Origin of the sequence: Aminobacter sp. Piv2-1, from assembly GCF_037625995.1 — a bacterium.
In the GTDB taxonomy this organism is placed as follows: Bacteria; Pseudomonadota; Alphaproteobacteria; order Rhizobiales; family Rhizobiaceae; genus Aminobacter.
The window spans coordinates 573,867-594,416 of record NZ_JARKMU010000001.1; the positions used below are offsets into that span (position 1 = coordinate 573,867).

General features: G+C 66.2%; 25 protein-coding genes. 17 read left to right on the forward strand and 8 right to left on the reverse strand.

The annotated features are described in order from the left end of the window. The first annotated feature begins 151 nt into the window (after positions 1-151). The 4 genes from AmiPiv_RS02735 to AmiPiv_RS02750 all read left to right on the forward strand — a co-directional run bounded on the left by AmiPiv_RS02735 (position 152) and on the right by AmiPiv_RS02750 (position 4,360). Positions 152-1,258, forward strand: coding sequence for a peptidase C39 family protein (locus tag AmiPiv_RS02735; protein WP_340035705.1), 1,107 nt, complete (start codon positions 152-154; stop codon positions 1,256-1,258). Beyond that, complete coding sequence (locus AmiPiv_RS02740; RefSeq protein WP_340035706.1) at positions 1,255-2,715, forward strand: RimK family protein; 1,461 nt, start codon at positions 1,255-1,257, stop codon at positions 2,713-2,715. Before AmiPiv_RS02735 ends, AmiPiv_RS02740 begins: the two co-directional genes overlap by 4 nt. 52 nt (positions 2,716-2,767) lie before the next feature. Continuing rightward, positions 2,768-3,040: a DUF3303 domain-containing protein gene (locus AmiPiv_RS02745; RefSeq protein ID WP_340035707.1), complete on the forward strand. Its 273-nt coding sequence runs from the start codon at positions 2,768-2,770 to the stop codon at positions 3,038-3,040. Between the two features lie 132 nt (positions 3,041-3,172). After that, positions 3,173-4,360 carry a low temperature requirement protein A gene (locus AmiPiv_RS02750; RefSeq protein WP_340035708.1) on the forward strand — a complete coding sequence of 396 codons (1,188 nt, stop codon included), beginning with the start codon at positions 3,173-3,175 and terminating at the stop codon, positions 4,358-4,360. 6 nt (positions 4,361-4,366) lie between these two features. On the opposite strand, the gene AmiPiv_RS02755 is transcribed toward AmiPiv_RS02750, so the two are convergent. Further along, the gene (locus tag AmiPiv_RS02755) at positions 4,367-5,116 is read right to left on the reverse strand and encodes a TSUP family transporter (protein ID WP_340035709.1); all 750 of its coding nucleotides are present in this window, start codon (positions 5,114-5,116) and stop codon (positions 4,367-4,369) included. A 161-nt stretch (positions 5,117-5,277) separates the two neighbouring features. On the opposite strand from AmiPiv_RS02755, the gene AmiPiv_RS02760 reads away from it, so the two are divergent. After that, positions 5,278-5,904 (forward strand): glutathione S-transferase family protein, encoded by a 627-nt coding sequence (locus tag AmiPiv_RS02760; protein ID WP_340035710.1) that lies wholly within the window; start codon positions 5,278-5,280, stop codon positions 5,902-5,904. Positions 5,905-5,907: 3 nt separating this feature from the next. Here the strand turns inward: AmiPiv_RS02760 and AmiPiv_RS02765 are convergent, their stop codons facing one another. Further along, entirely contained in the window at positions 5,908-6,519 is a 612-nt protein-coding gene (locus AmiPiv_RS02765) for an HD family hydrolase (RefSeq protein WP_340035711.1), read from the reverse strand. Further along, the gene (gene ygfZ, locus AmiPiv_RS02770) at positions 6,519-7,397 is read right to left on the reverse strand and encodes a CAF17-like 4Fe-4S cluster assembly/insertion protein YgfZ (protein WP_340035712.1); all 879 of its coding nucleotides are present in this window, start codon (positions 7,395-7,397) and stop codon (positions 6,519-6,521) included. The genes AmiPiv_RS02765 and ygfZ overlap by 1 nt, the downstream gene beginning before the upstream one ends. Before the next feature lie 69 nt (positions 7,398-7,466). Between ygfZ and AmiPiv_RS02775 the strand changes: the two genes are divergently transcribed. After that, the gene (locus tag AmiPiv_RS02775; protein WP_340035713.1) at positions 7,467-8,798 is read left to right on the forward strand and encodes a dihydroorotase; all 1,332 of its coding nucleotides are present in this window, start codon (positions 7,467-7,469) and stop codon (positions 8,796-8,798) included. Between the two features lie 119 nt (positions 8,799-8,917). Here the strand turns inward: AmiPiv_RS02775 and AmiPiv_RS02780 are convergent, their stop codons facing one another. From AmiPiv_RS02780 to AmiPiv_RS02795, 4 genes are all read right to left on the reverse strand, one after another. Further along, positions 8,918-9,727, reverse strand: a complete 810-nt coding sequence (locus AmiPiv_RS02780) for a hypothetical protein (RefSeq protein WP_445206884.1) — start codon at positions 9,725-9,727, stop codon at positions 8,918-8,920. Between the two features lie 82 nt (positions 9,728-9,809). Then, a complete protein-coding gene (locus tag AmiPiv_RS02785; protein ID WP_340035714.1) occupies positions 9,810-10,067 on the reverse strand; it encodes a hypothetical protein in 258 nt (85 codons plus the stop codon). Between the two features lie 133 nt (positions 10,068-10,200). Next, positions 10,201-10,578: a TIGR02301 family protein gene (locus tag AmiPiv_RS02790; protein WP_340035715.1), complete on the reverse strand. Its 378-nt coding sequence runs from the start codon at positions 10,576-10,578 to the stop codon at positions 10,201-10,203. 48 nt (positions 10,579-10,626) lie between these two features. After that, the gene (locus AmiPiv_RS02795; protein ID WP_340035716.1) at positions 10,627-11,049 is read right to left on the reverse strand and encodes an NUDIX hydrolase; all 423 of its coding nucleotides are present in this window, start codon (positions 11,047-11,049) and stop codon (positions 10,627-10,629) included. Positions 11,050-11,175: 126 nt separating this feature from the next. Between AmiPiv_RS02795 and AmiPiv_RS02800 the strand changes: the two genes are divergently transcribed. Continuing rightward, positions 11,176-11,955 carry an SOS response-associated peptidase gene (locus AmiPiv_RS02800; protein WP_340035717.1) on the forward strand — a complete coding sequence of 260 codons (780 nt, stop codon included), beginning with the start codon at positions 11,176-11,178 and terminating at the stop codon, positions 11,953-11,955. Between the two features lie 118 nt (positions 11,956-12,073). Beyond that, entirely contained in the window at positions 12,074-12,691 is a 618-nt protein-coding gene (locus tag AmiPiv_RS02805) for a LysE/ArgO family amino acid transporter (protein ID WP_340035718.1), read from the forward strand. On the opposite strand, the gene AmiPiv_RS02810 is transcribed toward AmiPiv_RS02805, so the two are convergent. Beyond that, entirely contained in the window at positions 12,692-12,844 is a 153-nt protein-coding gene (locus AmiPiv_RS02810; RefSeq protein WP_340035719.1) for a transcriptional regulator, read from the reverse strand. Between the two features lie 171 nt (positions 12,845-13,015). Between AmiPiv_RS02810 and AmiPiv_RS02815 the strand changes: the two genes are divergently transcribed. The 9 genes from AmiPiv_RS02815 (at position 13,016) to rarD (ending at position 20,545) form a co-directional block, all read left to right on the forward strand. Further along, entirely contained in the window at positions 13,016-13,222 is a 207-nt protein-coding gene (locus AmiPiv_RS02815; protein WP_340035720.1) for a hypothetical protein, read from the forward strand. A gap of 69 nt (positions 13,223-13,291) precedes the next feature. Further along, positions 13,292-14,776 (forward strand): cysteine--tRNA ligase, encoded by a 1,485-nt coding sequence (gene cysS, locus AmiPiv_RS02820; protein WP_340035721.1) that lies wholly within the window; start codon positions 13,292-13,294, stop codon positions 14,774-14,776. A gap of 226 nt (positions 14,777-15,002) precedes the next feature. Next, positions 15,003-15,407, forward strand: a complete 405-nt coding sequence (locus AmiPiv_RS02825; protein WP_340035722.1) for an endonuclease domain-containing protein — start codon at positions 15,003-15,005, stop codon at positions 15,405-15,407. After that, on the forward strand, positions 15,404-15,784 hold the full coding sequence (locus AmiPiv_RS02830) for a VOC family protein (protein ID WP_340035723.1): 381 nt from the start codon (positions 15,404-15,406) through the stop codon (positions 15,782-15,784). Before AmiPiv_RS02825 ends, AmiPiv_RS02830 begins: the two co-directional genes overlap by 4 nt. Positions 15,785-15,796: 12 nt before the next feature. Further along, entirely contained in the window at positions 15,797-16,291 is a 495-nt protein-coding gene (locus AmiPiv_RS02835; RefSeq protein WP_340035724.1) for a GFA family protein, read from the forward strand. Beyond that, positions 16,288-16,764: a GFA family protein gene (locus AmiPiv_RS02840; RefSeq protein WP_340035725.1), complete on the forward strand. Its 477-nt coding sequence runs from the start codon at positions 16,288-16,290 to the stop codon at positions 16,762-16,764. Before AmiPiv_RS02835 ends, AmiPiv_RS02840 begins: the two co-directional genes overlap by 4 nt. Beyond that, positions 16,761-17,720, forward strand: coding sequence for a prolyl aminopeptidase (pip, locus tag AmiPiv_RS02845; RefSeq protein ID WP_340035726.1), 960 nt, complete (start codon positions 16,761-16,763; stop codon positions 17,718-17,720). The genes AmiPiv_RS02840 and pip overlap by 4 nt, the downstream gene beginning before the upstream one ends. A gap of 184 nt (positions 17,721-17,904) precedes the next feature. Then, complete coding sequence (gene cimA / locus AmiPiv_RS02850) at positions 17,905-19,521, forward strand: citramalate synthase (protein WP_445206892.1); 1,617 nt, start codon at positions 17,905-17,907, stop codon at positions 19,519-19,521. Between the two features lie 115 nt (positions 19,522-19,636). Beyond that, positions 19,637-20,545 carry an EamA family transporter RarD gene (gene rarD, locus AmiPiv_RS02855; RefSeq protein WP_340035728.1) on the forward strand — a complete coding sequence of 303 codons (909 nt, stop codon included), beginning with the start codon at positions 19,637-19,639 and terminating at the stop codon, positions 20,543-20,545. Positions 20,546-20,550: the final 5 nt, after the last annotated feature.

A 20,550-nucleotide genomic window follows, 5' to 3' on the forward strand; every position in this document is an offset into this window, starting at 1 on the left:
TGAGATTCAAATGCCGGGGACCCGGTTGGCGTGTCACAATAAGGCCCGAATCGAGGCGTGACTGCGCAAGCGATGCGGGCGCGTGACTGCTTCGCAGGGACGTTTCCTTCAGGGGCAATCTTCCCGCCCAAGCGAGGTTCTCAAGGTCCGCATGGCAGCCGACATCCGTACGGCACGCGCTGATGATGTCGATGCGCTCTGCGCCATCGAGAACGCGGTCTTTCCCGGCGACCGCATCTCGCGCCGTTCCTTCCGCCAACTGATCGAACGCGAAACCGCCGAGACGCTCGTCGCCGAATGCGACGGGCGGCTGGCCGGATACGCCATGGTGCTGTTCCGCAAGGGCAGCGGGGTGGCGCGGCTCTACTCCTTCGCCATCGCGCCCGACTTCGGCGGCCGCGGCATCGGCCGCCTGCTGCTCGAATCGGTCGAGCACATCGCCTACGACCACGGCCGCATGATGATGCGGCTCGAGGTGCGCGAGGACAACGCGCGCGCAATCCGGCTCTACGAGCAGAACGGCTACCGAAGGATCGGGGTGGAGGCCGACTACTACGAGGACGGCATGGCGGCGCTGCGCTACGAAAAGACGCTGCGCGGCGACGTGCCGATCACCACCCAGGTGCCGTTCTACGCCCAGACCTGCGACTTCACCTGCGGGCCGTGCTGCCTGATGATGGCGATGGCCAATTTCGACCGGAGCTTCGTGCCCGACCCGGTGATGGAGATCAGGCTGTGGCGCGAGGCGACCACCATCTTCATGATGTCGGGGCCGGGCGGCTGCGAGCCCTTCGGGCTGGCGGTGGCAGCATATGAGGCGGGGCTCGGCACGGAGATCTTCGTCTCGGCCGCGGGCGCGCTGTTCCTGCAATCGGTGCGCAGCGCCGAGAAGCGGCGGGTGATGGAGCTGGCGCAGGCGGACTTCCGCGGCCGCGCCGACAAATACGCCATCCCCGTCACCTACAGGCCGTTCGGCCTCGACGACATCCGGGCCCGGCTGGCCGAAGGCAAGCTGGCCCTGGTGCTGATCTCGGGCTTCCTGATGTTCGGCAAGAAGGTGCCGCACTGGGTGCTCGCCATCGGCGACGACGGCGGCCACATCCTGATCCACGACCCCTGGATAGAGGACGAACAGCGCGAGACGGCCGCCGACGCCGCCAACATCCCGGTGCCCTACGACATCTTCATGCGCATGGCCCAGTTCGGCGCCGACGGCCTGCGCGCAGCCATCATCCTCGGAAAGTCCTCCAGCACATGACCTGGGTCATCCTCACCGGCAGGCAAAGCGACCTCGACCAGGCCGCGACGCCGCACAAGATCATCACCAACCGCGACTATCTCGCCCATCCGTCGCTGTTTCGCGGCCAGCGGCCGAAGATCATCAACCTGTCCAACCGCTACACCTACCAGAGCCGCGGCTACTATGCCTCGCTGCTCGCCGGCTCGCGCGGCCACAAGGTGATCCCGTCGGTCGAGACGATGATCGACCTGTCGGAGCGCAAGCTCTACGAAAACGCGCTGCCGGAGCTGGAGCTGGCGCTCAACAAATGCCGCAAGGACCTGGGCGGCAGCTTTCCCGCCAAGGTGACGGTCTTCTTCGGCATCGGTCCGTCCAAGGCGTGGGACCGCTTCGCCAAGCTCCTGTTCGACTGGTTCCGCGCGCCGGCGCTGGAGGTGGCGATCAAGGACGGTGAATGGGCCTCGATCCACAAGATCGGCTTTGCCGCGCTGGGGCGGCTGGAGGAGGCCGACAAGCGGCGCTTCGTCGCCGCCCTCGACACCTATACCAGCCGCGAATGGCGCGACGGCAAGGCGCGCACGCCCTCGCGCTACACCTTCGCCACCCTGATCGACCCGCACGAGCAGATGCCGCCGTCGGCGATATCGTCGCTGCGCCACTGGGCCCGCGTCGCCGAGAAGATGGGCGTCGAGGTCGAGCCGATCACCAGGAAGGACCTCGCCAAGCTCGCCAACTACGACGCGCTGTTCATCCGCGAGACGACGTCGATCTCCAACCACACCTACCGCTTCGCGCGCCGCGCCCAGCAGGAGGGCATGCCGGTCATCGACGATCCGCTGTCGATGATCCGCTGCACCAACAAGGTCTATCTGAACGAGCTGATGGCCTACAACAACGTGCCGGTGCCGCCGACCGTGATGATCGCGAGCCCGGCCGACCTGCAGGTCGCGGCCGACACGCTGGGCTTTCCGCTGGTGCTGAAGATCCCCGACAGCTCGTTCTCGCGCGGCGTCAAGAAGGCCCACGACTTCGCCGAGCTGAAGGCGCTGGCGACGGCGTGGATGGAGGATTCCGACCTCCTGATCGCCCAGAAATACATGCCGACGCAGTATGACTGGCGCATCGGCGTGCTCGGCGGCCAGCCGCTCTTCGCCGTCCACTACCTGATGGCCAAGAAGCACTGGCAGATCGTCAACCACGATCACGGCGGCAAGCCGGTCGAGGGCGGCATCAAGACCTTCACGCTCAAGCACGCGCCGGCCCATGTGGTGGAGACGGCCGTGAAGGCCGCGCGCTGCATCGGCGACGGGCTCTATGGCGTCGACCTCAAGGAGACCAAGGACGGGGTCTTCGTCATCGAGGTCAACGACAATCCCAACCTCGACCACGGCGTCGAGGATTCCGGCGAGAAGGACGAGGTCTGGGCGCGGCTGACGCAATGGTTCCTCGACCGTCTGGAGCGGAACGGGAAGTAGGGACAGCCGGCTAGTCTGCAAGGTAGGCTTCCCGGAACAGGGAGGACGTACGATGCAGTTCATCGTCATCGAGGATTATCGCGGACGCGACCCCAAGGCGATCTACCGCCGCTTCCGCGACCGGGGACGGCTGGCGCCCGAGGGCTTCGTCGTCCACCACAGCTGGGTCGCGGCCGACCTGAGCCGCTGCTTCATGCTGGTGGAAGCCGACGACGTGACGCTGGTGCAGCGCTGGGTCGTCGAATGGCACGACCTCGTCGGCTTCGAGATCGTGCCGGTGGCGACCAGCAAGGACACCGCCGCAGGACTCGCTCCGCATCTCTGAGCTTTGCGCGTCGCCGCGTGGGCCTTGCCCGAGCGGCGGTGACGACCATGCCTGGCAGCAGCCGCATCTTGCCCGCTTGACGCGAAGCCTCGCCGCCGTGAATGCTGGCCCCAGACATGAGGGGGGACACGCATGGCATTGACCGGGGCAAGCCGCGACTACCAGCGCCGGCGCAGGAGCGGCGAAAGCGCCAGGGTCGAATTCGTCGAGCTGTTCTTCGACCTGGTCTTCGTCTTCGCGGTGACGCAGCTTTCGAGTTTCCTGCTGAAGGACCTCAGCTTCCAGGGCGCGCTCGAAAGCCTGCTGATGCTGATCGCCGTGTGGTGGGTGTGGAACTACACCGCCTGGGTGACCAACTGGCTGGACCCGGCGAAGGCGCCGGTGCGTGGCATGCTGTTTGCGCTGATGCTGGCCGGGCTGATGCTCTCGACCTCGATCCCGGAGGCGTTCGAGGGGCGCGGCCTGCAGTTCGCGCTCGCCTATGTCGCCATGCAGATCGGCCGCACGCTGTTCATGATGTGGGCACTGAGGAACCACAACCCGGCCAACTACACGAATTTCGTCCGCATCGTCCTCTGGCTGGCGCTGTCGGGCGTCTTCTGGATCGCCGGCGGGCTGGCCGCGCCCGAAAACCGCTTCATGATCTGGGTCGCCGCACTCGCGATCGAGCTGGTGTCGCCGGCGCTGGGCTTCTGGACGCCGTGGCACGGCGCCTCCTCCACCGCCGACTGGGACGTCGAGGGCGGCCACATGGCCGAGCGCAACGCGCTGTTCGTCATCATCGCGCTCGGCGAATCGATCCTGGTCTCGGGCGTCACCTTCGCCGAGCTCGAATTGAACTGGGTCAACCTCGCCGCCTTCCTCACCACCTTCTTCGCATCGGTCGCCATGTGGCTGATCTACTTCAACGTCGGCCAGGAACTGGCGCATCACAAGATCGCCCATGCCGCCGACACCGGCCAGATCGCGCGTGGCGCCTACACCTACATCCCGATGATCCTGGTGGCCGGCATCATCGTGGTCGCCGTATCGGACGAGCTGATCTTGGCGCATCCGCTCGGCGACGCCGATGCGGCGGTGATCTGGACGTCCGTTGGCGGCACCGCGCTCTATCTGGCGGGCAACCTGCTGTTCAAGCGCTACGTTGTCGGCCGCGCGCCGCTGTCGCATATCGTCGGCCTGGCGATCCTTGCGGCGCTGGTGCCGCTTGCCACCTTCATGTCGCCGCTGGCGATAGGTGCTGCGACGACGATCGTGATGGTGCTGGTGGCCTATCTCGAGCTGCGCGGCCAGCCGGGACGGAACAGCCAGGACAGCTGAGCCCGTTCAGCCGCGCAGGCCCTGAACGATCAGAAGCAGGCCGCCGCAAACGACGACGGCATCAAGTATGGCGACGTGGGCGGAATTGGTCAGCCCCGAAGTAAGCCGCCTGGCGACGAAGGCGCCAGGGGTCGCGCAGACGCCGATGAGCAGGGCGAGCACGACCGAGGACGCCGGCAGGAAGCCGGCCGACTGGAACACCAGCGCCTTGGCGAGGCCTAGCGTCATCGAGATGCCGGCGTCGGTGGCGACGACCGCCGTGCCGCCCAGGCCGGACGCGAGCAGGATGGTGATGAGGACGACGCCCGAACCCGACGTGCCGCCGGCGAGCAGGCCATAGCCGAGCCCGGCCGCGCCGAGGCCGGTGCCGCGCAGGCGGCCGCGGGTGCGCATGAGCAGGCGGCGCAGCGGCACCAGCGCGATCAGCACGGTGCCGATGAGCAACGTGATGCCTGGGCCGGACAGAAGCGTGTAGCCCCAGGCGCCGGCGATGCAGGTGGGGAAGGCGAAGGCGCCGACGGCAAGCGCCGTGGGCCTGTCGAAGTCCTTGCGGAACGCGGCCAGCCGGCTGCCGTTGGTCATCAGCGCCGAGACGCTGATGATCGGCACCACGGCTTCCGGGCCGACGATCGGCAGCAGCACCGGCGGCAGCAGCAGGCCGGTTCCGTAGCCGGTGACGCCGCCTATGGTGGCCGCCGAGAACGACACGGCCGCCACCAGCAGATACTGCCACAGCGCTACGTCCCCGAGGGTCACGACTCAGCCAAGCCTCGTTGCGGATTGTCCCGTTCTTCTGCTGCAATCGCGGGGCGGCCGCAAGCCGCCTGCTGGACCATCGGGAGCGCGCAGCCCGGCGCATGGACGGACCGCGGCATGGTGTAGTATCCGGTCGAAAGTCGCATCGGGAGGCAGCCACAATGATCCTCATCGGCCAATATGACAGCCCCTTCGTCCGCCGCGTCGGCGTGGCGCTGAGGCTCTACGGCATCCCGTTCACCCACGAGCCCTGGTCGTCCTTCGGCGATGCCGAGAAGATCAGGCGCTACAACCCGCTGACCAGGGTGCCGACGTTGGTGCTCGACAATGGCGAGGTGCTGATCGAGAGCCACATCATCCTCGACTATCTCGACAGCCTCGTGCCGGCCGGGCAGGCGATGTTCCCAAGCGCCGAGCCGGAGCGCCACCAGGCGCTGAAGGTCGCGGCCCTGGCGACGGGGCTGGGCGACAAGGCGGTGAGCCTGTTCTACGAAGGGCGCCTGCACGAGCGGGTGTCGCAAGTGTGGGTCGAGCGCTGCCGCACGCAGATCGAGAGCGTGCTCGCCGTGCTCGAGGCAGACCGCGTCGCGCGCCAAAGCGAATATTGGTTCGGCGACCGCGTCGGCCATGCCGACATCGCCGTGGCGGCGGTGCTGCGCTTCGTCAACGACGTGCATGGCGCCCTGGTGCGGCTCAGCGACTTCCCGGCGCTCGCCGCACATTCGGCCAGGCTCGAGGCGATGCCGGTGTTCCAGGAGATCAGCCAGGAATTCATCCCGACGGCCTGAGATTTACCCCAGGCGCTGTTTTTCGATCGCCTGGAAACGCTCGACGAAGGCCTTCTGGACACGTTTGGCCGGCTGCGGCGCCATGTCGAGGCCGTCGACGAAAACACCACGCGGGCGGCCGAAATACTGCGTCGCCTCCGCCACCGAGAAGCCGGCGAGCTCCGTCGCCTCGAAATAGGCGGCGATCTGGTCGGCGCGTTTGATCTCCTTCTTCAGCCCCTGGGCGATTGCCGCGGGCAGGCCGAAGCGCAGGTGGATGGCGTGCTGCAGGCGCTCCTCGCAGGACTTGTAGCCGCCGCCGACCACCGACTTGAACGGCGAGATCATGTCGCCGATGACATATTCGGGCGCGTCGTGGAGCAGGGCGGCCAGATGGGCGTCGGGTCCGGCGGCCGGCACGATCCTGCGGAAGATGGCCTCGACCACCAGCGAGTGCTGGGCCACCGAGAAGGCGTGGTCGCCCGAGGTCTGGCCGTTCCAGCGGGCGACGCGGGCGAGGCCGTGGGCGATGTCGGCGATCTCGACGTCGAGCGGCGATGGGTCGAGCAGGTCGAGGCGACGCCCCGACAGCATGCGCTGCCAGGCGCGCGGCGGGGCGCCGGGACGATCGGCCATCAGGCTTCTTCTTCCGCGCCGGCGGCCTCGGGATAGGTGAAGCGCGCCCAGGCGGGGATCGCCGGCGTCACCGCGACATCGCCAGCGGTGATCTCGGCGCCGGCGTCGAGCGCTGCCTTGACCCGGTCGATGCGGGCGATGGCGAGGCCGTGGCTGCCCGAGACGGAGCCGAGCGTGCCCACCACCTTGCCGCCGGAGATCAGGTCGGTGCCGGGGGCGGGCAGATCGGAGGCGGCTCGGATCAAAAGCACACGGCGGCGGGCCGTGCCGCGGTGCTGCATGCGCGAGACGACCTCCTGGCCGATGAAGCAGCCCTTCTTGAAGCCGACGCCGCCCATCTGGTCGAGCAGCACGTCGTGCGGGAAGGCGTCGCCCAGCCCATAGTCGGGGCCGCTTTCGGCGACGCCGGCGGCGACGCGGAAGGAATGCCAATCCGCCTCGGAGGCGTCGGCCGAAGGGGCAGCGCCGTAGTGGCGAAGGACCGGCGACTGGAAGCGGCTGTCGCGGACGGTTGAATCAGTTTGCGAGGCAGTTGAATCGGCGTCGGAAGCGGCTGAATCACTTTCCCACGAGACCGCGACAACCGGTTGATCCTGCTTGGAAATCTCGGCCTTGGCGCGCAGCCGGTAGAGCGTCAGGCGGCGGACGAAATCGTCTGCGACGTCGGCGCGGCACTCGATCCTGAGCGCATTTTCGCCGCTGCGCGAGACCAGGAAATCGAACATGATCTTGCCCTGGGGGCTGAGCAGCGCACCGGGCTTGGCTTCGCGCTCTCCGAGCGCCGCGAGGTCGACGGTCAGGATGTTCTGCAGGAAATGCTCGGCGTCGGGACCGGAAACATCGATAATGGCGCGGTCGGCGAGAATGGCTGTCGGCATGGACCTGATCTTGCAATTCGGAGAGCCATTACGTAAGCCGCAGGCAATTTCCAGACAAGGGCACCCGCGATGGCTAACACCTTCGATCTCATCCTCAAGGGCGGGACGGTCGTCAATCATGACGGCATCGGCCGCCGCGACGTCGGCGTGACCAATGGCCGGATCGCCGCCATCGGCGATTTGAGTTCCGCCTCGGCCGGCGAGACCATCGACTGCCGCGGCCTGCACGTCCTGCCGGGCGTGGTCGACAGCCAGGTGCATTTCCGCGAGCCGGGTCTCGAGCACAAGGAAGACCTGGAGACGGGGTCGCGCGCGGCAGTGCTCGGCGGCGTCACCGCCGTCTTCGAGATGCCCAACACCAACCCGCTGACGACGAGCGAGGCGACGCTTGCCGACAAGGTGAGCCGGGCAACCGCGCGCATGCACTGCGACTTCGCCTTCTGGGTCGGCGGCACGCGCGACAACGCCAAGGACGTCGCCGAGCTCGAGCGCCTGCCGGGTGCCGCCGGCATCAAGGTGTTCATGGGCTCGTCCACCGGCGACCTCTTGGTCGAGGACGACGAGGGCGTGGCGTCGATCCTGCGCAATACGCGCCGCCGCGCCGCCTTCCACTCCGAGGACGAGTTCCGCCTGCGCGAGCGCCAGAACCTGCGAGTCGAGAACGACCCGTCCTCGCACCCGGTTTGGCGCGACGAGATCGCCGCCCTGCAATGCACCGAGCGGCTGGTCCGCATCGCCCGGCAGGAGCGCGCGCGCATCCACGTGCTGCACATCTCGACGGCGGAGGAGATCGCCTTCCTCGAACACCACAAGGATGTCGCCACCTGCGAGGCGACGCCGCACCACCTGACGATGTCCTCGGACGACTACGCCCGGCTCGGCACGCTGCTGCAGATGAACCCGCCGGTGCGTTCGGCGCGTCATCGTGACGGCATCTGGCACGGCATCTCGCAAGGGGTCGTCGACGTGCTCGGCTCCGACCATGCGCCGCATACGCTGGCCGAGAAGGCCAAGCCCTATCCGGCCTCGCCCTCGGGCATGACCGGCGTGCAGACGCTGGTGCCGATCATGCTCGACCAAGTGAATGCCGGGCGCCTGACGCTCGAGCGCTTCGTCGATCTTTCGAGCCACGGTCCGAATCGCATCTTCGGCATGGCGCGCAAGGGCCGCATCGCCGCCGGCTACGATGCCGACTTCACCGTGGTCGACATGAAGCGCAAGGAGACCATCACCAACGCCCAGGCCGGCTCCAAGGCCGGCTGGACGCCCTATGACGGCAAGCAGGTGACCGGCTGGCCGGTGGGCACGCTCGTGCGCGGCATCCGCGTGATGTGGCAGGGCGAGATCGCCAACCCGTCGCAAGGCAGGGCGGTGGAGTTTTCGGAAGCGGCGGTGAGGTAGCATTTCTACCTCCCCGTTGTGGGGAGGTCGGACCGAAGGTCCGGGCGGGTGGGGCATTCTGTCGACCCCACCCCGACGCTGCGCGTCGACCCTCCCCACAAGGGGGAGGGTAAAAAAGGTCAATCCCCGGCGACGAAGAAGGCCCAGCGTCCCTCGGGCGTGATGCCCAGGCGGTAGAAGACGTAGGTGCCGTACTGCTTCATGTCCTCGTAGTCGCCGGCGGTGACGATCTTGAACAATTCGACCTTCTGGCGCGGGTCGAGCTTCTCCAGCGGCATGCCGAAGAAATACGGCCAGACATAGAGGTCCTCGTCGGTGCCCTCGCCGAGATGCACGTAGCCGGCGCTCAGCACCTCTTCCATGATGGCGAGGATTTCCTGGCCTTCGCCGTCGCCCGACAGGCTCTTGAGGAATTCGATAGGGTCCCCCTCGACGTCGCCGAAGGAGATCTGCGGCATGTCCTCGCCCGTGCCGATCAGCGGCCGGAGCTTTTCGATGTCGCCGGTCTTGGCGGCCTCGACGAGCAGGTTGCGCATGCGCTGCACCGGCTCGGGCAGGCGGCTGAGGTCATAGACGATCTCGGGCAGCGGCGCCTCGGGATCGGGATGCGGCATGGCCGGATTGCTTGCGTCCTCCGGCTCGGCCGGGGCCTCCTCCTGCGGTTCGGTCTGCTGATCCTGCGGCGCCGCCTCGGTGCCGGCCGGCGGCACCTTCTGGATCGGATCCGGCATCGGCACCGCGCTTTCGGGGGTGGCGTTCTGGTCGGAAGGCGTCGCCGGGACGGCCGGTACGGGCAGTTCCTCGCGCTTGATTTCGCTGAGGGCCAGTGCCGTGGACGTGCCGAGCGGCGCGATCGCCAGGGCGGCCGCCACTGCAATCACCGCAGCTCGCATGGCGGCGCGGGGCGCAAAATCGTTCTGTGGCCGCATCAAGGCTAGACTCCGGTATTTCCTCGTGACGGCCGGCATGATGCCGAAACGGCCACGGCTAGTCAAAGAACCGCTGCGGTGCTCAATGCCGCAGGCGCAGCGGCTCGAATTCGCCGGCCTCGACCTTTGCCCGCATGCGATCGAGCAGGGCAAGCGCGGCCTGCTCGCCATTGGCGGCCACGATCTCGGCGAAGGCCGTGGTTAGGGCGGCTTCGGCGATGATCTCGGGCTCGATGCCGGCGGAAAGCCCTTCCGCCCATGCCTCGTTGTGGCTCTCGACGGCGGTCAGTCGCTTCTCTTCCCTGACCAGCGCGTCGATGTCGCTTACGCGTTGTTCCATTTCGGTCTTTCACCCTGTCAAGCGACCCGGTGATTCGGATCAACTTGAGCTATCCCTTTAATGTCCCGTTAAGAGACTTAGCACAATCGGCCGTTCGTGTACGGCAGGCAATGCCGTGAAAGTAAATAGCCTGTTAATTGCCGTAGCGCGAGGCGATATCGCGGCTGAGCGTTTCGCCCTCCTTCATGTAGCGCGAGATCGCCTCGGTGGCCGACGCGGTGCAGGCGGTGTAGGTGCCTTCGAACGACCGGTAGCCGCGGTTGAAGCTGGCGATGAAGCGGGCCCGCCGCTCGGGCGTGGGGTTCTCGGACTGCAGCAGCTTCTCCATCTGCTCGCGCCACTGGGTTCCCTTTTCACCGCAGAGATTGCGCAGGAAGTGCAGCGAGCCCATGACCTCGGCCAGGCGCATCAGCCCCGGCTCGAAGGGCGCCTCGACCGCACGCGCTTGTGACGCGAGGAGGCCGCTCGCAGCAAGCGTCAGGGCAAAGAGAATGGTCGAGGCACGGCGCATAAGCTTTTGTGGCGAAACAAATTGTCCGCCGCAAGGCGGGGCGGACCTCTATCCCGGCAGAATTACGCCGCCGCCGAGCAGTTCCAGCACGATCTCCAGCGTCGAATCGGTGAGCGGCAGACGCTCGATCTCGTCGAGGCCGAAGAAGGCGGCTTCGTCGGCGTCGTCGGCCGCGACCGGTTCGCCCGCGAGGTGCCGCGCGCCGAAGACGGTGAGCAGGTAGACCGACCCGCCGTCGCTGCGGCTGTCGATGAGGATCTCGCGCAGCGGAACCAGCGTGCCCACCGCGATGCCGGTTTCCTCCAAGAGTTCGCGGCGCGCGGCATCCTCGAGGGATTCGCCGGCCTCGACCCGGCCGCCGGGAAAGGCGTAGAGGCCCTTGGACGGTGCCCGCCCGCGCCTGACCAGCATGATCGCGCGATCGCGCATGACGGCGACGGACACGGCCGGGACGATGGTGGTTTCGTTCATGTCGACTGCGCTCGCCTGCCGCGTTGCCCTGCCGGCCGGTTCGCGCGGGCAGGGGAATAGCTGCTTTAGCGGTTGCGGCGATGGCGATCCATCGCCACTTTGTCGGCGGAACAAGGATTTGAAGTCATGTGCGGACGCATCGCGGTGATCGCCTCGCCCGAGGAGACGGCTGCCTTCATCGGCGTCGGCGACCTCGAGAGCTTTCCGCCGCGCTACAACGTGGCCCCCACCCAGCCGATCCTGGTGGTGACCGCCGGACCGCCGCGGCCGCCGGGCTCGAACCTGCCCGACCGCACGGCACTGCTGGCGCGGTGGGGACTCATTCCGGCCTGGGCCAAGAACCCGGCCGACCTGCCGCTGCTGTTCAACGCGCGCTCCGAATCGGCGATCGAGAAGGCCGCCTTCCGCAATGCCATGCGGCACCGGCGGGCGCTGGTGCCGGTCTCGGGTTTCTACGAGTGGAAGAAGCTGCCGGGCAACCGCCGCCAGCCCTACTGGCTGAGGCCGCGCCGTGGCGGGCTGGTGGCGCTGGCCGGGCTGATGGAAACCTGGAGCGAGCCGGGCGGCTCGGAGATCGACACGGCGGCGATCCTGACCACCGATGCGAGCACGGACATCGCCCATCTCCACGACCGCATGCCGGTGGTGATCCAGCCCGAGGATTTCGCCCGCTGGCTCGACTGCCGCACCCGGGAGCCGCGCGACGTGGCCGAGCTGATGCGGCCGGCGCAGCCGGATTTCTTCGAGCAGATCCCGGTGTCGGAACTGGTCAACAAGGTCACCAACATGGGACCGGAAATCCAGGAGCGGGTGGAGCCACTGCCCGAGGCCGCGCCCGAGAAGGCGGCCAAGCCAAAAGTGGAAAAGCGTAAGTCCAGCGACGACGACCAGATGAAACTGTTCTGACGCCGCACCGGAGCGTTGCGCACCATTCTAAGCAACGACGCTCTGGCACTATCGATCCATGCGTCGTGCTTTCCAAAAACCGATTTCGATTTTCGGGCCGATGCATTAGAAGGGCCGCGTGACTGGCTCTGTCTTCTCCGCCGCCATTTCCGGTTTCCTGCTCGGTGCCTCGCTGATCATCGCGATCGGCGCGCAGAACGCGTTCATCCTGCGCCAGGGCCTGCTGCGCCAGCACGTCTTCGTGTTGTCGCTGATCTGCGCGCTTTCCGACGCGCTTCTGATCGCCGCCGGCGTCGCCGGCCTCGGCACGCTGATCTCGCAGTCGCCGCGGCTGATCATGGCGGTGACGGTGGGCGGTGCGCTGTTCCTGTTCACTTATGCGGTGATCGCCTTCCGCCGGGCGATGAAGCCCGAGGCGCTGCAGGCCGCCAGGACCGGAGAGGCCATGCTAGGGCCGGCAGTGGCCGCCTGCCTCGCCTTCACCTTCCTCAATCCGCATGTCTATCTCGACACGGTGGTGCTGCTCGGCGGGCTTTCGGCCGCATACGAGGGCCAGGCGCGCCTTGCCTATGGCATCGGCGCGGCAACCGCATCATTCGTGTGGTTCTTCGGGCTCGGCTATGGCGCGAGGCTGTTGCAGCCGGTGTTCGCCCGGCCTGCCTCCTGGCGCGTGCTCGACGTGCTGATCGGCATCGTGATGGTGGCGATCGGCGCGAGCCTTGTCGGCCGGATCTAGCTAGGCCGCCTTGACGAGCTTGGGCGCCTTGTCCTTCTTCGGCGCGCAGATCAGCGCGGCGACGATCGCTGCGGGGCCGATGGCCCGGTAGTGCTTGGTGAGCTCGGCGTACTGGCTACGCGCTCGGTCCTGTTCGGCTTGTTTTCGTTTCATTGGTCTCTTCCCTAACGTCAGCTCTGCTGAGAGCGGCTGCATTTGCTTACGGATTCGGTCGAATTCGTGGCAATGCAGCGGCTTCTAGCCCGGCAATGTTTCATTACGGTGCCGGCATACTTAAGAAACTGTTTCAGCAGGGCGCCGTTGCGGCCGGATCGGTAAACTTTCATGACGCCGCGTCTTGACGGCAACATGGTGGAGGGCGATAACGCGGCCGATGAAAACGTCTTTCGCCATTTCCGGCATTTGCATTATTGGCTAGCGTTCGCGCTGGTCAGGACGTTTTCGCCTCATCTTCACCAAAGACAGGTCAAACGCCCGGGCCAGCAGGCCACGGCGCCGCGCGCCCGTTCGGGCGCGCAAAGGTCGCCGTGAAACTGAAGTTGGGTGCATGATCCTTTGCGAAAATCGGAGATTTTCGGGGTCATGCACACGGGGAGAACCATGTCTGACGCATTCAGGGGCTTGCGCCTTACCAACACGCTGACCCGCACGAAGGAAGACTTCGTGCCGATCGATCCGCAAAACGTGCGGATGTATGTCTGCGGCCCGACGGTCTATGACTTCGCCCATATCGGCAACGCCCGCCCTGCGATTGTCTTCGACGTGCTGTTCCGCCTGCTTCGCCATGTCTATGGCAAGGATGCCGTCACCTATGTGCGCAACCTCACCGATCTCGACGACAAGATCAACGCGCGCGCCCTGCGCGATTTCCCCGACCTGCCGCTGAACGAGGCGATCAGGCGCGTCACCGAAAAGACGGCCAACCAGTACCAGGCCGACGTCAAGGCGCTGGGCTGCCTCGAGCCGACCGTCGAGCCGCGGGCCACCGAGTTCGTGCAGCCGCGCGCCGACGGCCGCGCCGACATGATCACCTTGATTCTGAGCCTCATCGAACGCGGCCATGCCTATGAAGCGGAAGGCGAAGTGCTGTTCGACACCGGCTCGATGGCCGACTACGGGCAGCTGTCGAAGCGCAATCTCGACGAACAGCAGGCCGGCGCCCGCGTCGAGGTCGAGGCGCACAAGCGCAACCCCGGCGACTTCGTGCTGTGGAAGGCGTCTTCGCCCGAGGAGCCGGGCTGGGACAGCCCCTGGGGCCGCGGCCGGCCGGGCTGGCACATCGAGTGCTCGGCGATGGCGGAGGCCTATCTCGGCGAGGTCTTCGACATCCATGGCGGCGGGCTCGACCTCATCTTCCCCCACCACGAGAACGAGATCGCCCAGTCGCGCTGCGCCCACGGCACCGACGTGATGGCCAACTACTGGCTGCACAACGGCTTCCTGCAGGTCGAGGGCCAGAAGATGTCCAAGAGCCTGGGCAACTTCTACTCGATCCACGAGTTGCTCGAGACGGAGAACTTCGGCGGCCGCAAATGGCCGGGCGAGGTGCTCAGGCTGGCGATGCTGATGACGCACTACCGGCAGCCCATAGACTTTACTGCAGCTAAGTTGGAGGAGGCGGAGAGAACGCTTCAGAAATGGGCGGATCTGCGGAAGGTCGCCTCTGATATCGACTGGAGTGCCGTTGCCAATCGTCGTGTCGATCCGCGGCCAAGCGATGCGTTTCTGAATGCTATCGCCGACGATCTCAATCTTGCCCCTGCGATTGCAGAGTTGCACCGACTATCGCGTTTGGCAGCGGACGGCGATCACGAGGCGGCATTCCAGTTGCTGAGTGGGTGGAGTCTTTTGGGTTTCAACCTCGACGATTTCATCGCGACTGCCTTTATCAGAGACGTCGTCGCTGCCACGGAAGGCGCGGCGATCGATGAAAAAATCAATGAACGCCTGGAGCTGATCAAGGCCAAGAACTGGGCCGACGCCGACAGGATCCGCGACGAACTGCTGGCCCAGGGTGTGCACCTCAAGGACGGCAAGGACCCGGTGTCGGGCGAGCGCGTGACGACATGGGAAGTGAAGCGGTGATGATGACGCTGTCTGGCATGGAAAGGATGGGGCGACACGCCCCCCTCTGCCCTGCCGGGCATCTCCCCCTCAAGGGGGGAGATCAGCAGCTTCCGCGTGCCACTTTGTTCTGCGACGTTTCGGGGGGCGTCACTATGGCGCTTGTGGTTGGGCGAAAGGTTGATGACGGCCTGATCTCCCCCCTTGAGGGGGAGATGCCCGGCAGGGCAGAGGGGGGTGGTCTACAATGACCCACTACCCCGTCCCTCAGGCCAATCGTCGGAACGCGCGCAAGATGCGAAAGCAGATGACGGATGCTGAACTGAAGCTTTGGAACGAGCTTCGGGCGCATCGCTTGATGGGATTGGGTTTTCGACGGCAACTACCAATAGCCGGCTACATCGTCGACTTTGCCTGTCCGTCGCACAAGCTGATCGTCGAGTTGGATGGGTCGCAACATGCGATTGCCGAGAACGTCGAGTTGGATGCTGCGCGCTCACAGAAACTCAAGTCTCTTGGCTGGACCATCCTCCGCTTCTGGAACGACGACGTGCTTCGCGATATCGACAATGTCTGCAGCCACATTGCCGCCGTGGCCGGGCAGGGCGGCGCGCCGGATGCGACGAGCATGAAGGAGGAGTTCGTGCAATGATCGACCATACCGGCATTTCGGTTGCCGATTTCGACAGGGCGAAGGCCTTCTACGACAAGGCTTTCGCGCCGCTCGGCGCCTCGCTGCTGATGATGGTGCCGCCCGAGCACACCGGCGGCGTCAAAGTCGGCGGCTATGGGCGCGAGCGGCCGGTGTTCTGGCTGCACGAGGCGCCGGCCGGACCTGGGCGACATTACGCCTTCACCGCCCGCAGCCGGGCCGAGGTCGATGCCTTTTACGCGGCCGCGATCGCCGCCGGCGGCAAGGACAATGGCGGGCCGGGTCTCAGGCCGCACTACCATCCCGACTACTATGCCGCCTTCGTCTATGACCCCGACGGCAACAACATCGAGGCCGTGTGCCATGTTCCCGGGTGAAGGGGTGACGCCATGAGCCTCGACAACAGGCCGCATTATTCCGGCGGGTGCCAGTGCGGCGCCGTGCGCTTCCATGTCGAGGGCGCGCTGGGCGGCGCATCGGTCTGCCATTGCCGCATGTGCCAGAAGGCATTCGGCAGTTTCTACGCGCCGTTGGTCTCGGTGCATCGGCAAGCGAAGCTTGTCTGGACGCGCGGCGCGCCGAAGAAGTTTCGCTCGTCGAACTACGCCTTCCGCGGCTTCTGCGCCGACTGCGGCACGCCGCTGACCTACGAGGCGCCGGACGGGGTTGCGCTGGCGATCGCCGCCTTCGACGAGCCGGAGGAGATCGCGCCGACCGTGCAATGGGGGCTCGAGGGCAAGCTGCCCTATGTCGACCACATCCACGAATTGCCGGGCTATGCGACGGAGGAAGACCCGGACGCGGCGGACTTCGTCAACGACATCGTCTCCTACCAGCATCCCGACCACGATACCGAACAATGGCCTTTGGGGGAAAGATCATGACGGACAAGGTGAGAACAGGCGGCTGCCAGTGCGGCGCAGTCCGCTTCCGCATCCAGGGCGCGATGGGCGAGCCCTCGATCTGCCATTGCCGCATGTGCCAGAAGCAGTTCGGCTCGTTCTTCGGCGCCTTTGTCGGCGTGCCGAAGGACAATGTCGAATGGATCCGCGAGGAGCCGGCCTACTTCCAGTCCTCGGTCAACGTCGCCCGCGGCTTCTGCCAGCGCTGCGGCACGCCGATGGCCTACAAGCATCCGGAAGGGCTGGAGATCTCCATCGGCTCGTTCGACGACCGCTCCGACCTCGCGCCCCGGCTGCAGATCAACCACGTGGCGCGCCTGCCCTGGATCGAGAAGATCTTCGAGACGCCGGTGCACGACAACCCGGACTATTATGCGCGGCAGGAGCAGATCATCTCCTTCCAGCATCCCGACGAAGAGACGGCCAACTGGCCCGAGCATGGACTGAAACTATGAGCATTGAATTGCGCGGCCTCTATCCCGAGATCGAACCCTTCGACAGCGGCATGCTGGACGTCGGCGACGGCCACAGCATCTATTGGGAGCGCTGCGGCACCAGGGGAGGCAAGCCCGCGGTGTTCCTGCATGGCGGTCCGGGCGGGGGCATCTCGCCCAAGCACCGGCGCCTGTTCGACCCGAAGCTCTACGACATCGTGCTGTTCGACCAGCGCGGCTGCGGCAAATCGGTGCCGAACGCCTCGCTGGAGGCCAACACGACCTGGCACCTGGTGGCCGACATCGAGCGGCTGCGCGAGATGGCCGGCTTCGACAAATGGCTGGTGTTCGGCGGCTCCTGGGGCTCGACGCTGGCGCTCGCCTATGCCGAAACGCATCCCGGCCGGGTGAGCGAGCTCGTGGTGCGCGGCGTCTACACGCTGACCCGCGCCGAGCTCGAATGGTACTACCAGTTCGGCGTCTCGGAGATGTTCCCCGACAAGTGGGAGCGCTTCGTCAAGCCGATCCCCGAGGCAGAGCGCGGCGACATGATGGCCGCCTACCGCAAGCGGCTGGTGGGCGACGACCGCCAGGCGCAGGTGGAGGCGGCCCTTGCCTGGAGCACCTGGGAAGGCGAGACGATCACGCTGCTGCCCGACCCCGACACCAGCGGCAAGTTCGGCGAGGACGACTTCGCCATCGCCTTTGCCCGCATCGAGAACCATTATTTCGTCCATGCCGGCTGGCTGGAGGAAGGGCAATTGATCCGCGACGCCGACAAGCTGCACGGCATCCCGGGCGTCATCGTGCACGGGCGCTACGACATGCCGTGCCCGGCCAAATATGCCTGGGCGCTGCACAAGGCCTGGCCCCAGGCCGAGTTCCACCTGATCGAAGGTGCCGGCCACGCTTACTCGGAGCCGGGCATCCTCGATCAGCTCGTCAGGGCGACGGACAGGTTCGGGGGGAAGGCTTGATGAACCCCACCCCCCTCTGGCCTGCCGGCCATCTCCCCCTCAAGGGGGGAGATCGGCAGCTTCAGCCGCCGCGCTTTTCGCACAAATATGGCGATTGGCGAAAGCAATCGTGCCAGCCGATCTCCCCCCTTGAGGGGGAGATGGCCGGCAGGCCAGAGGGGGGTGTGCAAGCACCCGCATGCCGATGAACAAAGAACGCATCTATCTCTTCGACACGACGCTGCGGGACGGCCAGCAGACGCCGGGCATCGACTTTTCCGTCGAGGACAAGATCGCGATCGCCGGCATGCTGGACGAGTTCGGCGTCGATTACGTCGAGGGCGGCTATCCGGGCGCCAACCCGACCGACACGGCCTTCTTTTCCGAAAAGCGTACCAAGCGGGCGAAGTTCGTCGCTTTCGGCATGACCAAGCGGGCAGGGGTGTCGGCCTCCAACGACCCGGGCATCGCCGCACTCGTGCAGGCGAAGTCGGACGCCGTCTGCTACGTCGCCAAGAGCTGGGACTACCACGTGCGGGTGGCGCTCGGCGTCAGCAACGAAGAGAACCTCGAGTCGATCCGCGCCTCGGTGGAGGCGGCGCGCGCCGCCGGCCGCGAGCCGATGGTCGACTGCGAGCACTTCTTCGACGGATTCAAGGCCAATCCCGACTATGCGCTGGCCTGCGCGAGCACTGCCTACGAGGCCGGCGCGCGCTGGGTGGTGCTGTGCGACACCAATGGCGGCACCCAGCCGTCCGAGGTGGGCGACATCGTCGCCAAGGTGATCGCCGGCGGCATTCCGGGGCAGAATCTCGGCATCCACGCCCATGACGATACCGGCCAGGCGGTGGCCAATTCGCTGGCGGCCATCGAGGCCGGCGTGCGCCAGGTGCAGGGCACCATCAACGGTATCGGCGAGCGCTGCGGCAATGCCAATCTGGTGACGATCATCCCGACCCTCGCGCTCAAGCCGCATTTCGCCGACCGCTTCGAGACCGGCATCTCGGTGGATGCGCTCGGCGGCATCTCGCGCCTGTCGCGGGCCTTCGACGAATTGCTCAACCGCGCGCCGGAAGCGCAGGCGCCCTATGTCGGCTCATCCGCGTTTGCCACCAAGGCCGGCATCCACGCCTCGGCAATCGCCAAGGAGCCCAAGACCTACGAGCACGTGCCGCCGGAGATGGTGGGCAACCGACGCAAGGTGATGGTGTCGGACCAGGGCGGCAAGGCCAACTTCATCGCCGAACTCAGGCGGCGCGGCATCGACGTGCCCAAGGACGATCACAGGCTCGACGCGCTGATCTCGGTGGTCAAGGAGCGCGAGGCCGAGGGTTATGCCTATGAGGGCGCCGATGCGAGCTTCGAGCTTCTGGCGCGCAAGATGCTGCACGGCCTGCCCGAGTTCTTCAACGTCACCAGCTTCCGCTGCATGGTCGAGCGCCGCTTCGACGCCAACGGCAACCTCAAGACGGTTTCGGAGGCGATCGTGAAGGTGGTGGTCGACGGCGAGGAGAAGATGTCGGTGGCCGAGGGGCACGGCCCGGTCAACGCGCTCGACATCGCCCTGCGCAAGGACCTCGGCAAGTTCCAGAACGAGATCGGCGACCTGGAGCTGGCCGACTTCAAGGTGCGTATCCTCAACGGCGGCACCGAGGCGATCACGCGCGTCCTGATCGAATCGCATGACGGGACCGGCGCGCGCTGGTGGACGGTCGGGGTGTCGGAGAACATCATCGACGCCTCGTTCCAGGCGCTGATGGACTCGATCGTCTACAAGCTGATGAAGAACCGCGACATGGCGGGCCTGGTGGCGGCGGAGTAGCCGCCGCAACGCCCGCCGGCCGCTGCGGCAAGGGTTGATCCATCAACGGAAAGCGGATGGACCATCAGTATTTTGAAATGGCTTCGGTGATCGGCCGGGCGCATAGGTTCGCGCCATGAGCACACAAGCGCCTGCGATTTCCCGCGACGAAGCATCGCGCGGCTTTCTCTTTGCCCTTTCGGCCTACTTGATGTGGGGCTTCCTGCCCTTCTACATGAAAGCCGTGGCGCACATTCCCTCGCCCGAGGTGATCGCCCACCGCATCGTCTGGTCGATCCCGATCGCCGCCCTGCTTCTCTGGTGGCTCGGCCGCACCGCGGACATCAAGGTAGCCCTGCGAACGCCGCGCACCCTGGCGCTGGGCGCGCTGACGGCCGGCCTCATCACCATCAACTGGGGCGTCTATGTCTGGGCGATCGCCAACGACCGGGCGTTGGAAACCGCACTCGGCTACTACATCAACCCGCTGTTCACCGTCTTCCTGGGCGCCGTCGTGCTCGGCGAGAAGCTGACCCGGGCGCAGATCCTGGCCATCGGGCTCGCCGTGGTCGCCGTGGCGCTGCTGACCTGGGATACCGGCGGGCTGCCGTGGGTCTCCATCGTGCTCGCCCTTTCCTGGGGTTTCTACGCGCTGTTCAAGAAGACGCTGCCGATCGGGCCTGCCCAGGGCTTCTTCCTCGAAGTGCTGCTGCTCGGCATCCCCGCGCTGGGCTACATCCTCTACCTGCAGTCGTCCGGCGTCGGCCATTTCACCACCACGGGCATGGCCGACGTCTGGCTGCTGCTCGGCTGCGGCGTCGTCACCGCCGTGCCGCTGATCCTGTTTGCCAACGGCGCCAAGCGGCTCCGGATGTCGACCATCGGCATCATGCAGTACATTGCCCCGACGATGATCTTCGTCATCGCCATCTTCATCTTCCGCGAGCCGTTCTCGAGCGAACGCGCCATTGCCTTCGCGCTGATCTGGGCGGCGCTCGCGATCTACACCTGGTCGATGTTTTCGGAACGCAGCAAGGGCGGCTGACAAGG